This window comes from Vreelandella aquamarina, from assembly GCF_020075495.1.
Classification (GTDB): Bacteria; Pseudomonadota; Gammaproteobacteria; order Pseudomonadales; family Halomonadaceae; genus Vreelandella; species Vreelandella aquamarina_A.
The window spans coordinates 146,059-164,499 of record NZ_JABYQT010000003.1 but is presented as its reverse complement, the minus strand read 5'-3'; the positions used below and the strand labels follow the sequence as shown (position 1 = coordinate 164,499).

The window sequence follows — 18,441 nt, the reverse complement described above, 5'->3', positions numbered from 1 at the left end:
TTTTCCCCCAGCCTATACGATGCCAAGCCCCCGGGCTATCGAGCACGGGGGCTTTACAAGAAAGGCGGGCCTCGTTACCCGTTGGCGCCTGACACTGCCGGTTCGGCGATCACCAGCGCAAACTCCTCCTCGGCGTTTTTCGCCACCAGTGTGTTCTTGCTGTAGAGGAAGAAGTAGACCACCCCGGCAATGGACAGCATGAGGGTGTAGTTGAACGCGCGCGGATCAAACGCGTAAACGCCGGTGAGGGCGACCAGCGCCAGCACCAGGGCGATGGAAGACGTGACGATCCCCCCGGGAGTTTTATAAGGGCGCGGCAGGTCTGGGCGTTTAAGACGCAGCAGGATATGGCTAAGCGCCATCAGTGCATAGGAGAGCGTGGCGCCCACCACGGCCATTGCCAGGATCAGATCGCCCTCGCCGCTTAACGAGGCCAGAAAGCCGAATATCCCCGGAACAATCAGTGCCAGATAAGGCACTTTTCGACTGCTGGTCAGCGACAATCGTTTAGGTAGATAGCCTGCGCGGGAAAGCGCAAATACCAAGCGGCTATAACCATAAATAATCGAGAAGAATGAGGCGATCAGCCCCGCCAGCCCCAGCACGTTAACCAGCGTGGCAAGCATCGGGCTGCCCGCTGCATTGAGTGCATCCACCAACGGCACACCGCTTTGGCCGATCATTTCAGCCCCGGCGGCCCCGGCCAGCAATACCACGACCAGCAAGGCCGTGAAGAGCAGAAACAGCATCGCGCCAATGATCCCTGTGGGCATATCGCGGGCGGGATCTTTGGCCTCTTCCGCGGCAAGCGGCACGCCTTCCACGGCTAAGAATAGCCACATGCCAAACGGCAGTGCCGCCCAGATACCGTACCAGCCATAGGGCATGAAGGTGCTGGCGCCTGCCGCGTCAGTGGGCGCAATATCGAATAGATTGTCCGCATCAAAACTGCCGATCAGCGCCACCGCCGTGGCCAGAATGGCAAACACGGCCAAGCCGCTGATCACCATCATTACCTTCAGCGCTTCCCCGACCCCTGCCAGGTGAATGCCGATAAAGACCGCGTAAAACAACAGATACACCAGCGGCCCATCCAGGCCGGTGAGGGCTTCCACCGCAGAGCCAATGAAAATCACGATCGCAGCGGGCGCCAGAGCGTACTCGATCAGTACTGCCAGCCCGGTTAAATAGCCCCCGGCAGGCCCCATGGCCTGGCGGGCAAAGCTGTAGCCACCGCCAGCCGCGGGAATCGCGGCGGACATCTCGGCAAGCGACAGCACCAGCGCCAGGTACATCAAGGCCATTAAACAGGCAGCAATCGCAAACCCGCCCCACCCGGCTTCGGCGATGCCAAAGTTCCATCCCGCGAAATCTCCCGATATAACGTAGGACACCCCAAGCCCCGCCAGAAGTAGCCATCCCGCGGTACCTTTACGCAACTGGCGCTTGGCCAGGTACGCCTGATCAACAGAAGATTGTGTCATTGTCTTGCCCTTTTAGTGAGGAACGAAGCGAATGTCAGCGGCGTGCTGTCAGGCTGTAATGCCAAGTCCTCTATTGTTATTAGCAGTGGTACACCTTTTGTTATTAGCAGTGGTACACCTTTTGTTATTAGCAGTGGTACACCTTTGAGTTTAATCAGCAACCAGAAAATTCCGGGGTGAGCCTGTTGCGGCTGCATCGCCGTCCAGTACGTTATCCTCGCTGCGATCCTTGAGTTTGACGCCGGAAAGCTTTTTCTGACGCGCCTCTTTCAAGAGTAGAAATAGCCGTCTGGCGGCTTCACCCATTTGCAGCCCGCCCGGACGCACGTTGGAGATGCAGTTGCGCCGGTCGTCCTTGAGCCCCGGCTCGGGCGCCCAGGTCATATAAAGCCCCAGGCTGTCCGGCGAACTGAGCCCAGGGCGCTCGCCGATCATCACCACTACCGCATCGGCATTGAGCAGCGCACCAATTTCATCGCCAATCGCCACCCGGCCCTGCTCGACAATAGTGAGCGGTGCCAGCTGCCACTCGGCACTATCCTGCTCAAACTGTTGATAGAGCGCTTTCAAGAACGGCTGGCTGTTCTGCTGGACTGCCAAAGCGGAGAGCCCATCGACGACCACCACAGCCAGGTTCACACGGGATTGCGATGCTGCGGCCTTTTGCAAACGCTCACGCGAATCGTCATTCAAACGGCGGCCAAAATCGGGGCGCTGGAGATACATGGCCCGGTCCTCCACTTGACTATGCAAGCGAAGCGGCTCATGTTCAAACGCAAAGGCTTCTTGCAGCTGCTGAGCCAGCGCCTCGACATCCAGCGGGCAATGCACCGCGTCCTGTGCCTGGGCGTGGGCCAGTTGAAACTCCAGCAGCTTGCCGGTGGGCAGGCTGACACCAGCCCGGCCCAAGCCAATGCGCGCATCGGTAAACGCGCGCAGCCGCTCCCAGGGGTTTTCAACCACGATAGGCTTGTCAGACGTCATGACGCGGCTCCCTGGGCAGGTGGCGCAGACTATTGGCAAACGCGGCGGGCAGCTGGTCGTTTAGCCGGTGCGTTTTCACATCTTGGAAAATCTGCATCTCGGTAAGCCAGCGCTCGAACTCAGGCGCGGCCTTGAGCCCGAGCACTCGACGAGCGTAGAGCGCATCGTGAAACGAGGTGGTCTGGTAATTGAGCATGATGTCGTCAGAACCCGGGATGCCCATCACGAAATTGCAACCCGCCACGCCCAACAGGGTCAGCAGGTTATCCATATCGTTCTGATCGGCCTCGGCGTGGTTGGTGTAACACACATCACAGCCCATGGGCACGCCCAAAAGCTTGCCGCAGAAATGATCCTCGAGCCCGGCTCGGGTGATCTCTTTACCATCGAATAAGTACTCGGGGCCGATAAAACCGACCACCGTATTGACCAGCAGCGGGTTGAACTTGCGCGCAACCGCATAGGCGCGGGCCTCACAGGTTTGCTGGTCAAGCCCCTGATGAGCATCAGCAGAAAGCGCGCTGCCCTGGCCGGTTTCAAAGTACATGACGTTGCGCCCCACCGTACCCCGGTTAAGCGACTGGGCCGCCGCTTCGGCCTCGGCCAGAATACTTAAATCGAATCCAAAGCTGCGGTTGGTCGCTTCAGTGCCGCCAATCGATTGAAACACCAGATCCACCGGGGCGCCCTGCTCGATAGCCTCTAACGTATTGGTCACATGGGTAAGCACGCAGGACTGAGTGGGTATCTGGTACTTCTGGATCACCTCATCCATCAGGCGCATCAGCTTCACGCTCTGGGCGACGTTGTCGGTAGCCGGGTTGATGCCGATCACCGCGTCACCGCTGCCGTAGAGAAGCCCATCCAGAATGCTTGCCGCGATGCCGGTGACATCATCGGTCGGATGATTGGGCTGAAGACGGGTGGAGAGCCTGCCGGGAAGGCCGATGGTGTTGCGAAAGGCGGTGACGACCCGGCACTTCTTGCCTACCAGAATCAGGTCCTGGTTGCGCATCAGCTTGCTCACCGCTGCGGCCATCTCCGGGGTGATGCCCGCGCGCACGCTTTGCAGCACCTCGGGTGTGGCGTGGTCGGACAGCAGCCAGTTGCGGAAATCACCCACCGTCAGATGCTTGATGGGCGCAAATGCCTCGATGTTGTGGTCGTCGATGATCAGCCGGGTAATTTCGTCATCTTCGTAGGGAATCAGCACTTCATTCAGAAAGGTGGCCAGGGGCAGTTCCGCCAGCACCATCTGCGCGACCACGCGCTCTTCGGCGCTTTCGGCAATGACACCCGCCAGCCGGTCGCCGGAACGCGGCGGGGTCGCCTTGGCCATCAGTTCCGCCAAGTTCTTGAAGTGATAGTGTCGGCTTCCCACGGTGGAGTGATAGGTCTGAGCCATGGAGATTCCTTGTATTTATTTTCCCAACGCCAAGCATTGCGAAATAGAAAGTTACCGGGTTTAACCTTAGCGCCTTTCAAATAGCCACGCCTAACGTTCAGGGCCTACGCCCCGCCCCGCATATTCTATAAGCATATTTCGCGCCAATTTCGAGAACACCTCAACAACACGATGCTTGTGTTGCCCTGTAGTGAAGGCCTTATGCCTCCGCTTATTGATTGACGTCGCCGCAACGCCTTTCTAATTGCCGCCAAATTGTTATATTATTACATAACATAAAACCCTTTAGAGGCGCTCTGGCAATGACTGCGTTTTCTCCCCTGCCCGTTACCGTGCTGTCGGGCTTTCTCGGTGCCGGCAAGACCACCGTGTTGAATCATATCCTCGCCAACCGTGAAGGCCTGCGCGTGGCGGTGATCGTCAACGACATGAGCGAGGTGAATATCGACGCCGCGCTGGTGCGCGGTGGCCCCGGTGAATCCACTCTGGATAACGACGTGGCGCTCAACCGCTCGGAAGAGCGGCTCGTTGAGATGAGCAATGGCTGCATCTGCTGCACGCTGCGCGAAGATCTGCTGGTCGAGGTCGGCCAGTTGGCCCGTGAAGGCAGGTTTGACTATCTGGTGATCGAATCCACCGGTATCTCCGAGCCGTTGCCGGTGGCGGAAACCTTCACCTTTGAAGACGAAAGCGGTCAGAGCCTTTCCCAGGTGGCGCGGCTGGATACCCTGGTCACCGTGGTGGATGGTGCCAACTTCATGGCCCAGTACCGCGAGGCGCAAAGCCTGGCGGAAGCGGGAGAAAGCCTGGGCGAAGAGGACGAGCGTAACGTGGCCGACCTGCTGGTCGATCAGATCGAGTTCTGCGACGTCTTGCTGATCAGCAAGACGGACTTGATCAGCGACACCGAGCTTGCCTCTCTGAAAGCCATTCTGCACTCGCTCAATCCCGAGGCGGAGCTGGTGCCGATCCGCCAAGGAGGCGTACCGCTTGATAAAGTGCTGAACACCGGCCGATTCGACTTCGAGCACGCCCAGCAGGCGCCAGGCTGGCTCAAGGAGATGCGCGGCGAGCATGTGCCGGAAACCGAAGAGTATGGCATTGGCAGCTTTGCCTACCATGCACGCCGCCCGTTTCACCCCGCGAAGTTTTTTGAGCTGCTTCATTCAGAGTGGTTTGGCGAAGGCCTCTTGCGCTCGAAAGGCTTCTTCTGGCTGGCGACTCGCCCCCAGTGGGCCGGACAGTGGAGCCAGGCCGGCGGCATCGCCCACCACGGCGTGGCCGGCATGTTCTGGAAGGCGATCCCGGAAGAGCGCTGGCCGGAGGACGCAGAGTATCGCGCCTTCATTCTGGAGAAGTGGGAAGAGCCGTTTGGCGATATGCGCCAGGAGCTGGTATTTATCGGCCAGCACCTGGATCAGGCGCGGATGCGTCAGGCGCTGGATGACTGCCTTTTGACCGAGGACGAACTGCTCGCCGGGGCCGAACACTGGAAAACGCTGCCGGACCCCTTTCCTGCCTGGGAATAAGTGACCGCCCCCACCGAAGGCCCCGGATAACGATCCGGGGCCTTTTCTGTTACCCCTTGATAGCCGCGCGTCAGACGCTTTGCCGCTTTCGAGAGACGGCCCAGCGCAGCGCATCAATGAGCACGATGACGACCAGGCTTCCACCCAGTACCGGCAAGGCGATGCCCAACAGTACCAGAACGATGAGCAGGCTTGCCTGAATGACCAGAGGTAGCATGACGAACAGCGCCGTCAGGGTCTGTGCCTGATTGACCGTGACACTCTTGATGCGCTGCCACCACATCCAGTAACCCCACACGATCAAAAATACCAGCGCGGCGGCCAACAGGGCCAGCACCAGCTGGTTCACCAGCCCGAACAGCACCCCCATATGTAAATCGACGCCCCAGCGCGTCAGCTTTGCCGCTAGTGGAAAAGTGGCAAAATCCGTTTGATCGAGAATCCGCATATCGCCGGGGTTCAGAGCAACCTGATCGACCTGGGTAGGCCAGCGGCGATCGATTTCAGACACACGCCACGCCCGGCCCTCATTGGCGGGCGGCTCTATCTGAAGCCTGTCGGCCAGCAATCCGGCGCCTCTTGCCGCTGCCAGCGCCTGATCAAACCCTTCAGCGCTTACCCCGGCTTGTGGCGCACTGCTCACGCCATGCTCGGCATGCATGTCGTGATGATCGTGGGCACCATGAATCGACGCATCGCCGGGCATCGGAAGCATGGTAGACACGCTGGGTGTGCCCCAGCCCCAGGCTTGCCTTAACTCACCGATATTGCCGCCAGCCCACTTTGACCAGGTAAGCCCGGTGGCTGAAAAGAACAATAGCCCGACCAGTGCCAACGCCCCCACAGTGGCATGATGGCGCCTGGGCTTCATGCGCGGGCTGGTGCAGTTGAGCGCTTTACGCCGCGCCACCCAGAGCACCAGCCCCAGCAGCGCGATAATCCATAGCCAGGAGGCAGCAAGCTCGCTGTAGAGCCGGCCGGTATCGCCGAGCAGCAGGCCGCGGTGGAAGTGATCAATGGCGGTACGAAACGGCAGGATACCGCTGGTGCCGTATACCGTCATGTCGCCTTTCACTTCAAGGGTTGCCGGGTCAATGAAGATAGCGCGATGTTCGGATGGCCCAAGGGCCGTGTCGGCAAACATCACTCGCGTGGTGCTGTGCGCATCCGGCGCGGGGCGAACCGCTGCCGGCAGTACGTCTTGCCCTGTTGCAAGCCGGGCGGTGTCGACTTGCCGGGCAAGCGGCTGTGGCGCACCTTCGACGCTTGCGGTCAACGCATCGCGGTATAGCCAGGCCTCAACCGAAGGCGTCAATACATAAACCATGCCGGTTAGCGCCGCCACCAGTATAAAAGGCCCTACCAGTAACCCTACGTAAAAGTGCATACGCATTAGTAGGGCAAAGAGAATCTTTCCGCTTCGTCTGGGCGGTGATAATCCAGCTTTTTTCGATGGCATGCTCTATCTTTCCTGAGAAGTATTTCAAGAGACGCTGATATGCATCTATGGTATAAAATAATTAAAGAAAACATTAACTATCGGTAATGCACCAGTAGCCTTTTTAAAATAACGATCTGCATCATGGTAAAAGAGAAATATCGAGTGTTGTAAACTTCCTCTCATTTACTTGATGATGCGTTTCCAAGGGTTAGGGCAGCCGCAAGGAGGCTGCTATAATCCTCCTCCGTGAAGGTTTCTTGAAACCGGTTGTTCGATGCCACTGTCCCGCTCAGCACGCATGTTCTACTACCGCTGCACGCTCGCGATGGCGTGGGTGGCGATGTGCCTGTTGTTTGCAGGGCCGGTCATTTCTCAGTTCCAGGCCGCCCCGCATCCTCAAGATTCCCATTCCGCCCACACTGGCCACCACCACCATCTCGTCTCCGCTATAGACCCCTTGGGTCATTCCCATGATACCGCGAGTGAGCCCACAGCTTTCGGTGCTCTGGCGAACTGGCATACGCAGTGCGGCTACTGCGAACTATGGCAACACAGCCCTTCGCTCTCGACAGCGTTGCCTGCGATTGCCCAAGGCGCCCTGGTCACTTCTGACGACGTTACGCCTGCGCCTCACATCGGTGCGGTTTTCCACTACAACTATCCGCATTCGTTAACGCGCGGGCCTCCATCCTTATCTAGCGCTCATTAAAACTCTGCGCAGTTGCTTTTATAGTAACGCGTAAAACAGAAAATCAAATAGGGCGATTATGCTTTTTTCAAGCATAACAGCGCTCGGAACAACTGCGGCTTGATCGTTATAAATCACTCTTTAAAATGGCTTAAATAATCGAAGTACAAGCCCAGCGATAAAGTCTTAGTTGATCGAATATTTGTAGATCAGCAGCCAAGGCACGATAACTAATCGAATACCTTGAGGCTTTCGAAGATTTTTTGCTCGACTAACGCAACCAACTCGACATTGATGGCGTTGATGGCGGGCTCGAGATTCTTTTCCAGCGGCAGAATGATCTGAAAGTCATAATACAGATCAAAGCCGAGCGGGCGAACCACCACGCCCGCTCGCTTGGCGTCGCTGGCCGACACGGCGTTCAAGACGGCAAGGCCTGCACCATTCGCCACCAGACGAATTGCCATTTCTCCCAATGAGACGGTCCATATTTTGCTGGGCGAGACGGCATGCTTCGCCAAGCGCTGGGAAATCAGATGGCGTCCTTGTTCCTTGGGCTCCCCACAAATCAGCGTTTCGTCGGCAAAATCCTTGATGTCGATAAACGCCTTGGCCTCCAGCGGATGCCCCGAGGGAATAAGACACATACCGGGCAGAGAGTATTGGAAACTCTGATAACGCGGATCGACACGAGTATCACTGGTAATACCGAAATCGAAACGCTGGGCCACCATGTCATCGGGTATCTGGCTTGAGCGATAGGAGTAGAGACTGATCTCCAGCTCGGGAAACTGCTCGGCCAGCAGCGTTGCGGCGTCCGGTACCAGACTCATGGCGAACGAGGGCATGCTGACCACCCTCAGCTGGCCAGCCGCCTGATCTTTAAGCCGTTCAGCAAACTGACGCAGATGGTGCAGCCCCACATAAACCCGTTCCACTTCGTCATAGAACAGCGTGCCACGCCGGGTCGGCAGCAGGCGGTTGTTATGGCGCTCAAAGAGATCGAACCCGAGCCTTGCCTCCAGCTGTTTTATCAAACGGCTGATGGCCGGTTGCGAAATCAGCATCTTGCTGGCGGCTTCCGTTGCGCTTCGGGTTTTCATGATCCACATGAAAGCTTCTATCTGACTATCCGTAAATCCTCGATAAGCCATAACATTTCGTCATCCTTCGATAATCAAAAATCAATATAACTGCTCAAAAGAGCCAGTATACAGTTGAATGAAGCTAAAAAAGATGCATCCAGCTTCACGACATAATATTTGGCTATCGCCTGATAAAATCAAAAAGGATTGACCATGATCGATGAAATCTCCGCTAACAATGCCCTGTTTACCGCTTGGCGCCACGATATCCACCAGCATCCCGAGCTGGGCTTCGAAGAGCAGCGTACTGCCAAGTTAGTAGCCGACCGGCTGACAGAGTGGGGGTTTGACGAAGTGCATACCGGGATCGCGACGACCGGCGTTGTGGGTGTGCTGCGGGGCAAGACGCCAAGTTCTCGCACTATCGGGCTGCGTGCCGACATGGACGCCCTTGCCATGACAGAAAACAATCAGTTCGGTCATGCATCACTCACCCCAGGCAAGATGCACGGCTGTGGTCACGATGGGCATACCACGATGCTGCTGGCCGCCGCGTGGTATCTGGCCAGGCATCGCGACTTTTCCGGTACCGTGCACTTCATCTTCCAGCCTGCTGAAGAGGGTCTGGGCGGCGCCAAGGTCATGGTGGACGAAGGTCTGTTTGACCGATTCCCTTGTGACCGCATCTACGGCATCCACAATATGCCGGGTATTCCTCAAGGCGAATTCTGGCTTCGCGAGGGCGCGCTGCTGGCCAGTTCCGACCGCTTCACCATCGACATACACGGCAAGGGCGGCCACGCAGCCATGCCCCAGCACGTTGTCGACCCGATGCTGATCGTGAGCGCCATCATCAGCGGTGCGCAATCCATCGTCAGCCGCAATACCTCCCCGCTGGATGCGGCGGTGCTCTCGTTTACCGACCTGCACGCAGGCTCTGGCACCTTCAACGTCATACCCGACAACGCTACCATGATGGGCTGCATCCGCTCTTTCAACAACACCGTTCGCGAGCATGCCATCCAACGGTTGAAGCAGCTGGTGGAAAGTACCGCGGCCGCCTATGGCGCCACCGCAACGCTCGCCTTTCGCCCCGGCAGTTATCCGGCCACGGTCAACGACGCTCATGCCGCGCAGTTGGCCGCCGACGTTGCCCGAGACGTGGTAGGCGATGCCAAGGTGAACAAGAACTGTCAGCCGGTTTCCGGCAGCGAAGACTTCTCTTTCATGCTGCAGGCTGTTCCGGGCTGCTATGTATTTCTGGGCAATGGTGTGGAAGGCGAAACCGGGGGTGTCAGCGTTCATAACCCAAGCTACGACTTCAACGACAGCATCATCCCGGCAGGCGCCTCCTACTTTGTCCAGCTCATCAAGCGCGAACTCCCCGCTCACTAAGCAGTTGACCCATAAAGCTTTTAAAAGGCACTTCCTCGTATAAAGCGGAGAACAATATGGAAGCCAGTAAAAATCAGATTTCCGGTGGCAACACCGGAATCATGCACCGCATTGCGCGTATCGCTGATGCTCTGCCCCACCCCTTTATCATGTTCCTTGTTCTCTTTCTCGTCACGCTGGGCCTGTCCGCCGTGATGAGCCAGTGGGTCGCCCCGGTTCGCCATCCTGCTACCGATGAACTCGTACAGGTTCGCTCCCTGCTTAGCTGGGACGGACTGAGATTCATGGTGACCGGCGCGGTGACCAATTTCACCAGCTTCCGCCCGCTTGGCCTGGTACTGGTAATGGTGCTGGCGCTGGGGCTGATTCAGAAAACCGGCCTTGCCGATGCGACCATCCGGCGCATGCTTAGCAACGTGGCACCGTCGCTCATTACGCCGGCGGTGATTGTCACTTCCATCCTCGCCAATCTGGTATCGGATGCCGCTATTTTTCTTATTCCGCCGCTTGCAGCTCTCATGTTCAAAACGGTCGGCCGCAACCCGATTGCCGGTATTATCGTGGCATTCATCGCTGTCTTTGCCGGTTTCAGCGCCAACTTCTTCATTGCCGGAACGGACCTTCTGATTTCTGGAATATCGACCGAAGTCGTGCAGAGCGTTCGCCCGGGCTATGAAGTCAGCGTTGTGTCCAACTGGTTTTTCATGTGCGCGTCGGTACCGCTGATCACGCTTATCATTACGGTGATGAATGACCGGTACGTCGAGCCAATGCTGGCACGTTTTGAAGATCAGGGCACCGAGGAAAAAGGAGAGCAGGATATACAGCTAACCGACAGGGAGCGGCGTGCGCTGCGCTACACCGGCCTCGCGGCCTTGGCATATATTGCGGCTGTCCTGCTGCTGATCCTGCCCGAGAGTTCCGGGCTGCGTAATGCTGAAGGCGGCCTGCTGCCCTCACCGTTCATGAGCGGCCTGGTCCCCATCATCGTGCTGTTCTTCAGCCTGTGCGGCATCGTTTACGGTATTACCATCGGCAAGATCAAGCAGGCAAGCGACGTGCCGCGCTTGATGGAAAAAGCGATGCGCGACATGTGCGGGTTTATCGTCATCGTGTTCATGGTGGCGCAGTTCATTGCCATCTTTAACTGGTCGAATCTGGCCATCGTCAGCGCGGTCAATGGAGCCGACTGGCTGTTGAGTATCAACATGCCGACGCCGATGGCCTTGTTGTGTTTCATTCTGCTGGCAGCGGTTGTCAACCTGTTTCTGTACAGCGGCTCGGCGCAGTGGGCATTGATGGCACCGATTTTCCTGCCCATGCTGATGCTCGTGGGACTTGAGCCGGAAGCCATCCAGGCGGCTTATCGGATCGCGGATTCATCGACCAATGTCATTTCACCCATCAATCCCTACCTGCCACTGGTGCTGGCGGTCATTCATCTCTACAACAAGTCGTTTACGCTCGGTCACCTGCTGACCATTGCCATGCCCTACTCCCTTGCCATTCTGGCTGGCTGGAGCAGCCTGTTCTTCCTCTGGTATCTGCTGGAATTACCCTTTGGTCTGTGAGCATTATTTATAATCACCCGATAGACCAGACCATGCATGAAAAAGAGAGAGGCCGAGGCCTCTCTCTTTTGTTGTTGCCATTTAAACCATTAGCGCACCATGCCGGGCAGCCACGTTGCAAGGCTTGGAGGACGACCAGCAGCGCCACCACGCCTGACCACACCAGATCACCAGACGCGGGCGCTTACCCCCCATGGCTAGGCGCTGTCTGATGTGTTTGCCACTGGCGGGCGAGAGCGCCGCGGCGCTTTTAAAGCTTAACCTTCACTCCGGCGTACTCCCTTGACGTCATATGGCAAAAGCCCCGCCAGTGGGGGCTTTTGCTAAGCACTTGAATTCGTGGTTTGCTTGCACGTCTTGAAGCCGCCACCACGAGAACCGTTCATGTTTCACCTGCTCCTCGCCCTGCCCTGCCTGATTGTGATCCTACGGTTTCTGATACCGCTGGCCTGGCCTTTGTGGGTGACCTGCGTAGTAAGCGCCGCGCTGTTGCTCGTCTCACAGCACCACCTGCTCACCCTGTTCGCCTTTGGCAGCATGTTTTCCCCGGAAGTCCCGCGCGCGGTGATACTGGTAGTGAATACGCTCTTCGGCGCCATGATCTTCCTCGCCTTGATGCAGTTGGTGACCGATACCATCACCCTGCTGCTGGCACTGGCCAGAAGACGCAAGCTGTATATTGCCGCTTCGCTGCGTTACACCTTGGCGGTCGTGGCCATCGGGCTTGCCGCCTTCGGGGTCAGCCAGGCGGCCCGGTTGCCGCCGCTGAAAGAGGTCGAGATCACCCTTGCCGACCTTCCCGAGGCTTTCGATGGCTATGAGATCATTCACCTGACCGATTTGCATATCAGCCGTCTGTTCGAGGCCCCCTGGGTCGAGAGGATCGTCGTGAAGACCAACGCGCTGGCGCCGGACGTGATTCTGATCACCGGTGATCTGATCGACGGCGCGCTCGACGCCCGCCGCGACGCTGTCGCGCCGCTGCAAGCCCTCACGGCACCAGATGGCGTTTATGTCAGCCCCGGCAACCATGAGTACTACTTCGGCTACGAGGAGTGGATGGGGCATTATCAGTCGCAGGGCATGCAGATCCTTGCCAACCAGCACGCGGTGATAGAACGCGACGGCACTGCGCTGGTGCTGGCCGGTGTAACGGACGTTTCTGCCGAGGACGATGGCTACCCCGCCCCCGATATTACCCAGGCGCTGGAGGGCGCGCCGGATGACGCGACCGTGATCCTGCTGGATCATCAGCCCAGAAATGCACGAGAAGCGGCGGCGCAAGGTGTCGATCTACAGCTCTCCGGCCACACCCACGGTGGCATGATGGTCGGCTTCGATCACATCGTTGCCCGCGCCAACAATGGGTTCGTGTCGGGGCTTTACGATCTCGGCGGCATGACGCTTTATGTGAACAACGGCACCGGCCTGTGGCCCGGCTTTGCCCTGCGCCTGGGCAAGCCCTCGGAGCTTACCCGGATCACGCTGCGCCGCGAATAGACTAGCCCCACTTCGCTCCGCCCAGTGCGTCGAGGGGAATCTTCAGGTAGCGCTTGCCCTTGGCCTCAGGCTCAGGCAGGCGCCCACCGCAGGTGTTGACCTGCAGCGCATGGAGCATCAGCTTCGGCATGGGCAGTTCCTCATCACGCTTGTTGCGCAGCGCCACATAATCCGTCTGATGCTTGCCTGCCAAGTGGGGGTTGCTTGCCCGCTGCTGGGCGACGCTGCTCTGCCACTCGGGCTCGCGCCCGTCTGGCATGTAGTCATGCCCGGTAAACAGGCGAGTAGTATCCGGCAGAGAAAGGATGCCCTGGATGGAGTGCCAGAGTGCCTCGGCACTGCCCCCGGGAAAATCCGCCCGTGCAGTCCCGAAATCCGGCTGAAACAGCGTATCGTGAATAAACGCGGCGTCGCCGATCACATAGGTGATCGAGGCCAACGTATGGCCCGGCGAGAACATTACCCGACCTTCCAGCTCGCCAATCGCGAAGGTATCGCCCTCGGCAAACAGGGTGTCCCACTGGCGGCCATCTGTTGGCATGTCCGGCCAGTGATAGATCTCTTGCCAAAGCGCCTGCACCTCGGTCACGCGCTGACCGATCGCCGTCGGCGCGCCGGTTTTCTGCTTCAGGTAGTGAGCGGCGGAGAAGTGATCCGCGTGAGGATGGGTATCCAGTATCCACTCGACGCGCAGGCCATGTTCGGCCACATAGGCCAGCAGCTCGTCGGCATGGTGGGTGGCCGTGGCGCCGGACTTCTCGTCGAAATCCAGCACCGGGTCGATGATGGCGCACGCTTGCGTAGCGGGGTCGCTGACGATGTACTGAACGCTGAAGGTCCGCGGGTCGAAAAAGCCCGCGACATCCGGCGTACCCTTGCCCGTACTTGCGGAACGTGCAAACGTTTTCATGCTGCTTCCCTCATGGCCTGTGAGTAATGGTTCAATAGCCTATCACGCTTTCAAAACCGCTATAATCATAGGCAACAAAGGAATATCTCACTAAAAAGACCTGGAAAAACCAAGCTGGAACAGCCGCTAAAACGCCTTTTCAAGCGCAAAACGCGGCTGACTGTGGCCCTCTATGGTGACGGTTTCCATAAACATCTCAAGCGGGCGTACCCATAAGCCGTACTCGCCATACAGGGCGCGGTAGACCACCAGCGGTTCTTCGGTTTCGCTGTGCTGGGCGGTGCCGAGCACTTCGTACAGTGCACCTTTATAGTGGCGGTAGATGCCCGGAGCGGGGGCGTTCATTGGCTTTCCTCCAGTGGGACTGGTTGATGGGCTTTCTTGGTCAGACGTTCGAGCACCTTGGAAGCCGCCACAAAGCCGAAGGTGCCGGTGACGAAGGTGGCGGCGCCAAAGCCGGAAGCGCAATCCAGGCGGGTGGCGTCGCCGCTGCCGGGCTTTTGCAGGCACACTTCGCCGTCGGCTCCCGGGTACACCAGCTGCTCGTCAGAATAGACGCACTCCACCGAGAAGCGCCTTTTGGGGTTGCGCGAGAAGTGGTAATCCCGGCGCAGGCGCGAGCGCACCTTGGCCAGCAGCGGGTCGTGCTCGGTGCGGGTCAGGTCTGCCACCTGAATGCGTGTTGGGTCGGTCTGCCCGCCGGCGGCACCGGTCACGGTAATCGGGATCTTGCGCCGCTTGCACCAATTGATCAGCGCGGCCTTGGCGATCACGCTGTCGATGGCGTCCACTACGTGGTCGGCGTCATCGGGAATGCGCTCGAGCAGATTGGTAGGCGTGACGAATGCCGTGTCGGCATGGATCTCGATCTCCGGGTTGATCAAGCGGCAGCGTTCGGCCAGGACATCCACCTTGGGTCGGCCGATAGTACCATCGAGCGCGTGCAGCTGGCGGTTGACGTTGGAGACACAGACGTCATCCAGGTCGATCAGGGTGAGCTTGCCGATGCCCGAACGGGCCAGCGCCTCGACCGCCCAGCTACCGACACCGCCCACGCCGACCACGACGACGTGAGCATGACGAAATGACTCAACGGCGCGCTGGCCATAAAGCCGGCGGATACCGCCAAAGCGGAAATCATAGTCACTGGTAGCAGGTGACGTAGGTATAGAAGGTGTCGTCGACATGAACCTCTCCTTCAAGGCGTTTGAAGAGCAGACGCTGCATCCAGTGGCAGCGCCTGCACGCTGTCGAGCGGCAGGTGGCCGGCCCAGCCTAGATGACCCAGCAGCGCACTCATGGTGTCATCCAGGCTGCAGCTGATGGTTAGCCGCACGGCCAGCAGGGGATGATCAAAGGCCAGATGCGTCGCCGCCAGTAAAAGCCGCGGGGCGCCGAGTTGTTCGGCAAAGAAACGGTTGTGGATACTTTTACCGTGCTTGGCATCGCCAATGATCGGATAGCCGCGCCGGGAAAGATGGCGGCGGATCTGGTGGCGCCGTCCGGTCAGCGGCCGGGCCTCCACCAGTGAATAGCGCGCGCTCGGGTAGCGGTCTACCTGCACCGGCAGCTCCACGCTGTCCAGGCGGTGAATATCTGTCGTGGCAGGCATGGCCGGCATCTCTGCCTTGGGGCGCGTGCCGTCCTCCTCGCGCAGCGGATAATCCAGACGTGCCTGCGCCGGGGCCTTGCCCCGCACCACGGCAAGATAGCGCTTTTCCACCTGACGTTCACTGAAGGCTTCGCTCAACCGCGCCGCCACGCCTGCAGAGAGCGCCAGGACCATCACCCCGGAGGTGGGCCTGTCGAGCCGATGCACGGGGTAGACCCGCTGCCCCAGCTGGTCGCGCAACTGCTGCACAAGAAACTGCGTTTCCCCGCGCGCCAGTGCCGAACGATGCACTAACAGCCCAGAGGGCTTGTGCACCGCGACGAGATGCTCATCCTGATAGAGGATATCGAGAGGCGCCATAGAACTTCCTGGGGAAAAAAGAGGCGCTATTGTCGCGGCTCGCTAGAGGGTTGTCACCTGAGTTGTGCGATTGGCCAAGGTACTGGCGTACCCGCCTGCAAGCAGCTACCTTTTGAAAGGCACCCCTTCGGGGCTTCCATGGAACAGGAAAGGAGAAGAAATCATGCGTCTAGCAACGTCCTTGACCGGTATTGCAGCAGCCCTTCTACTGGCGGGCACCGCTCATGCTCAGACCAGCGACTCGCTGGAAGTCAACATGCATGAAGTCAATGCCGATGGCGTCGAAGAAGCGCTGGGTACCGTGACCATCGAAAGTTCGGAGTTCGGCGGTGTACTCCTGACACCTTCCATCACCGGCCTTGAGCCCGGCATCTACGGTTTTCACCTGCATGAAAACCCGAGCTGCGAACCGGCTGAAGATGACGACGGCGAAATGACCGCTGCCCAGGCCGCTGGCGGCCATTACGATCCGGACGATACCGATACTCACCAGGGCCCTTATGGTGAAGGCCACTTGGGTGATCTGCCGGTGCTGACCGTCAATGAAGACGGTGAAGCCAACCTGCCGGTGCTGGCTCCGCGCCTGAGCATGGATGACATGACCGACCGCGCCCTGATCATCCACGAAGGCGGCGATACCTATTCGGATGAGCCGCATCTGGGCGGTGGCGGTGCACGCATGCTGTGCGGTGTAACGCCTGCTTCTTGATATCTCGGGTTCATGAAGCGCATGACGGGCAGCCAAGGGCTGCCCGTTTTCATGGGGTGAAAAGAAAAGTGGGCCTGCAGGAAACTAAAGTCGTAGAGCGGTTTTTGACATGAGCCGGTACATTCAGCCGAGTTCAACCGGGTTTAAGCTTTCGCGCTTGCAAGTGGTTACTTCTTCTACGACTAACCTACATCGAGTACTCCCATGATTACCTTCCTCGTATCGATACTGCTACTAATAGTGGGTTACTTCACCTACGGCAAGTTCGTCGAACGCGTCTTCGTGACCAATCGAAAGCGCCAGACGCCAGCATTCAGCATGCGTGACAACATCGACTACGTGCCGATGAATACCACACGCAACTCATTGATCCAACTTTTGAACATTGCCGGCGTCGGGCCTATCTTCGGGCCGATCCTGGGGGCGCTGTACGGGCCTGTGGCGTTTGTCTGGATCGTCATCGGGTGTATTTTTGCAGGCGCGGTGCACGACTACCTGACCGGCATGATCTCGATTCGTAACCACGGCGCTCACCTTCCCCAACTGGCAGGCAAGTTTCTTGGCAAGGCCATGAAGCACGTGGTGAACGGCTTTGCCATCCTGCTGCTGCTGTTGGTGGGCACGGTGTTCGTCACCTCGCCCGCAGCGCTTTTGAACAACATGATGCCGTTCTCGCTGACCGTGATCATCCTGGCCATCTTTGCCTACTACCTGGTTGCCACGCTGCTGCCCATCGACAAGGTGATTGGCCGCATCTACCCCTACTTCGGCGCACTGCTGCTGTTCAGCGCGGCGGGTATCGGTATCGGCATGGTGGTCACCGGCGCACCCATTCCTGAGCTTTCCTTCCAGAACATGCACCCGGAAGGCGCGCCCATCTTTCCGCTGCTGTTCTTGACCATCTCCTGCGGCGCACTTTCAGGCTTTCATGCCACGCAGACCCCGATCATTTCGCGCACCACGGAAAACGAAACCAACGGACGCAAGATCTTTTACGGCATGATGATCACCGAAGGTGTCATCGCCATGATCTGGGCGGCGGCGGCCATGAGCCTGTTCCACGGTGACCAGAGCCTTTCCGACGTGCTGGCAGCAGGTGGGCCGGCGGCCGTGGTCAACGAAGTGGCCACCACCATGCTGGGCGCCGTCGGCGGCACGTTGGCGGTACTGGGCGTTATCGTTCTGCCGATCACCTCCGGCGATACCGCGTTTCGCAGTGCGCGCATGATCATCGCTGACTACCTGAAAATCGATCAGCGTCCGATCGTCAAGCGTATGGTGATCGCCCTGCCGCTGTTTGCGATGTCCTATATCCTGACCCACATGGACTTCACCCTGCTGTGGCGCTACTTCTCCTGGGCCAACCAGACGACCGCCGTCATCGCACTGTGGGTGGCTACCATGTACCTGGTGCTGTCACGCAAGCCGTACCTCATCACCTCGATTCCCGCGGTGTTCATGACCATGGCCACGTTTACCTACATCGCCTACGCGCCGATCGGCTTCGGCCTGCCGCTGCAGTGGAGCTACGCTGCGGCAGCCCTTGGCACGCTGGTCTGCATTGCGCTGTTCATGAAGCGCGTAAGGCGTTTGAGCCGCGCCACCTTTGCCGTGGATGAGCCAGCCAACGACTTTGGTGAAGAAGCACTGGCCACAGCCAGCAAGTAAGTAAGTCTCCATCGCCAGGCAGCAGAGCTGCCTGGTCGCTTCAAAGCGCTGAGTCTTCAGCGCTTTTTTTGTGCCCGCACGTTGGCACCCGTATTGCTGA

16 protein-coding genes are annotated in these 18,441 nt (G+C 58.6%); 7 read left to right on the top strand and 9 right to left on the bottom strand.

What is annotated here, in order from left to right:
- Positions 1–74 precede the first annotated feature (74 nt).
- The 3 genes from eat to HW452_RS06190 all read right to left on the bottom strand — a co-directional run bounded on the left by eat (position 75) and on the right by HW452_RS06190 (position 3,873).
- Complete coding sequence (gene eat, locus HW452_RS06200; RefSeq protein WP_224105230.1) at positions 75–1,484, bottom strand: ethanolamine permease; 1,410 nt, start codon at positions 1,482–1,484, stop codon at positions 75–77.
- 150 nt (positions 1,485–1,634) lie between these two features.
- Positions 1,635–2,468 carry an ethanolamine ammonia-lyase subunit EutC gene (eutC, locus tag HW452_RS06195; RefSeq protein ID WP_224105229.1) on the bottom strand — a complete coding sequence of 278 codons (834 nt, stop codon included), beginning with the start codon at positions 2,466–2,468 and terminating at the stop codon, positions 1,635–1,637.
- Positions 2,458–3,873, bottom strand: a complete 1,416-nt coding sequence (locus HW452_RS06190) for an ethanolamine ammonia-lyase subunit EutB (protein ID WP_224105228.1) — start codon at positions 3,871–3,873, stop codon at positions 2,458–2,460. Before HW452_RS06190 ends, eutC begins: the two co-directional genes overlap by 11 nt.
- 302 nt (positions 3,874–4,175) lie before the next feature.
- Between HW452_RS06190 and zigA the strand changes: the two genes are divergently transcribed.
- Positions 4,176–5,402 carry a zinc metallochaperone GTPase ZigA gene (gene zigA / locus HW452_RS06185; RefSeq protein WP_224105227.1) on the top strand — a complete coding sequence of 409 codons (1,227 nt, stop codon included), beginning with the start codon at positions 4,176–4,178 and terminating at the stop codon, positions 5,400–5,402.
- 70 nt (positions 5,403–5,472) lie between these two features.
- On the opposite strand, the gene HW452_RS06180 is transcribed toward zigA, so the two are convergent.
- Positions 5,473–6,789: a PepSY-associated TM helix domain-containing protein gene (locus HW452_RS06180; protein WP_317986327.1), complete on the bottom strand. Its 1,317-nt coding sequence runs from the start codon at positions 6,787–6,789 to the stop codon at positions 5,473–5,475.
- Positions 6,790–7,117: 328 nt separating this feature from the next.
- Between HW452_RS06180 and HW452_RS17690 the strand changes: the two genes are divergently transcribed.
- Positions 7,118–7,552 carry a DUF2946 family protein gene (locus HW452_RS17690; RefSeq protein WP_425348089.1) on the top strand — a complete coding sequence of 145 codons (435 nt, stop codon included), beginning with the start codon at positions 7,118–7,120 and terminating at the stop codon, positions 7,550–7,552.
- Positions 7,553–7,761: 209 nt separating this feature from the next.
- On the opposite strand, the gene HW452_RS06170 is transcribed toward HW452_RS17690, so the two are convergent.
- A complete protein-coding gene (locus tag HW452_RS06170; protein ID WP_263433572.1) occupies positions 7,762–8,685 on the bottom strand; it encodes a LysR substrate-binding domain-containing protein in 924 nt (307 codons plus the stop codon).
- A 144-nt stretch (positions 8,686–8,829) separates the two neighbouring features.
- Here HW452_RS06170 and HW452_RS06165 point away from each other — a divergent pair, with 144 nt between their 5' ends.
- The 3 genes from HW452_RS06165 (at position 8,830) to HW452_RS06155 (ending at position 13,082) form a co-directional block, all read left to right on the top strand.
- Positions 8,830–10,011, top strand: a complete 1,182-nt coding sequence (locus tag HW452_RS06165) for a M20 aminoacylase family protein (RefSeq protein ID WP_224105225.1) — start codon at positions 8,830–8,832, stop codon at positions 10,009–10,011.
- A gap of 56 nt (positions 10,012–10,067) precedes the next feature.
- Complete coding sequence (locus tag HW452_RS06160; RefSeq protein ID WP_224105224.1) at positions 10,068–11,582, top strand: AbgT family transporter; 1,515 nt, start codon at positions 10,068–10,070, stop codon at positions 11,580–11,582.
- A 384-nt stretch (positions 11,583–11,966) separates the two neighbouring features.
- Positions 11,967–13,082 carry a metallophosphoesterase gene (locus tag HW452_RS06155; RefSeq protein ID WP_224105223.1) on the top strand — a complete coding sequence of 372 codons (1,116 nt, stop codon included), beginning with the start codon at positions 11,967–11,969 and terminating at the stop codon, positions 13,080–13,082.
- A 1-nt stretch (position 13,083) separates the two neighbouring features.
- On the opposite strand, the gene HW452_RS06150 is transcribed toward HW452_RS06155, so the two are convergent.
- The 4 genes from HW452_RS06150 to HW452_RS06135 all read right to left on the bottom strand — a co-directional run bounded on the left by HW452_RS06150 (position 13,084) and on the right by HW452_RS06135 (position 15,964).
- Positions 13,084–13,992: an MBL fold metallo-hydrolase gene (locus HW452_RS06150; RefSeq protein WP_224105222.1), complete on the bottom strand. Its 909-nt coding sequence runs from the start codon at positions 13,990–13,992 to the stop codon at positions 13,084–13,086.
- Between the two features lie 126 nt (positions 13,993–14,118).
- Positions 14,119–14,337, bottom strand: coding sequence for a DUF1653 domain-containing protein (locus HW452_RS06145; protein ID WP_224105221.1), 219 nt, complete (start codon positions 14,335–14,337; stop codon positions 14,119–14,121).
- Entirely contained in the window at positions 14,334–15,179 is an 846-nt protein-coding gene (tcdA, locus tag HW452_RS06140; protein ID WP_224105220.1) for a tRNA cyclic N6-threonylcarbamoyladenosine(37) synthase TcdA, read from the bottom strand. The genes HW452_RS06145 and tcdA overlap by 4 nt, the downstream gene beginning before the upstream one ends.
- An 11-nt stretch (positions 15,180–15,190) precedes the next feature.
- On the bottom strand, positions 15,191–15,964 hold the full coding sequence (locus HW452_RS06135) for a pseudouridine synthase (RefSeq protein WP_224105219.1): 774 nt from the start codon (positions 15,962–15,964) through the stop codon (positions 15,191–15,193).
- 163 nt (positions 15,965–16,127) lie between these two features.
- Between HW452_RS06135 and sodC the strand changes: the two genes are divergently transcribed.
- Positions 16,128–16,673, top strand: a complete 546-nt coding sequence (gene sodC / locus HW452_RS06130) for a superoxide dismutase family protein (RefSeq protein ID WP_224105218.1) — start codon at positions 16,128–16,130, stop codon at positions 16,671–16,673.
- Positions 16,674–16,877: 204 nt separating this feature from the next.
- Entirely contained in the window at positions 16,878–18,341 is a 1,464-nt protein-coding gene (locus tag HW452_RS06125) for a carbon starvation CstA family protein (RefSeq protein ID WP_224105217.1), read from the top strand.
- Positions 18,342–18,441 lie beyond the last annotated feature (100 nt).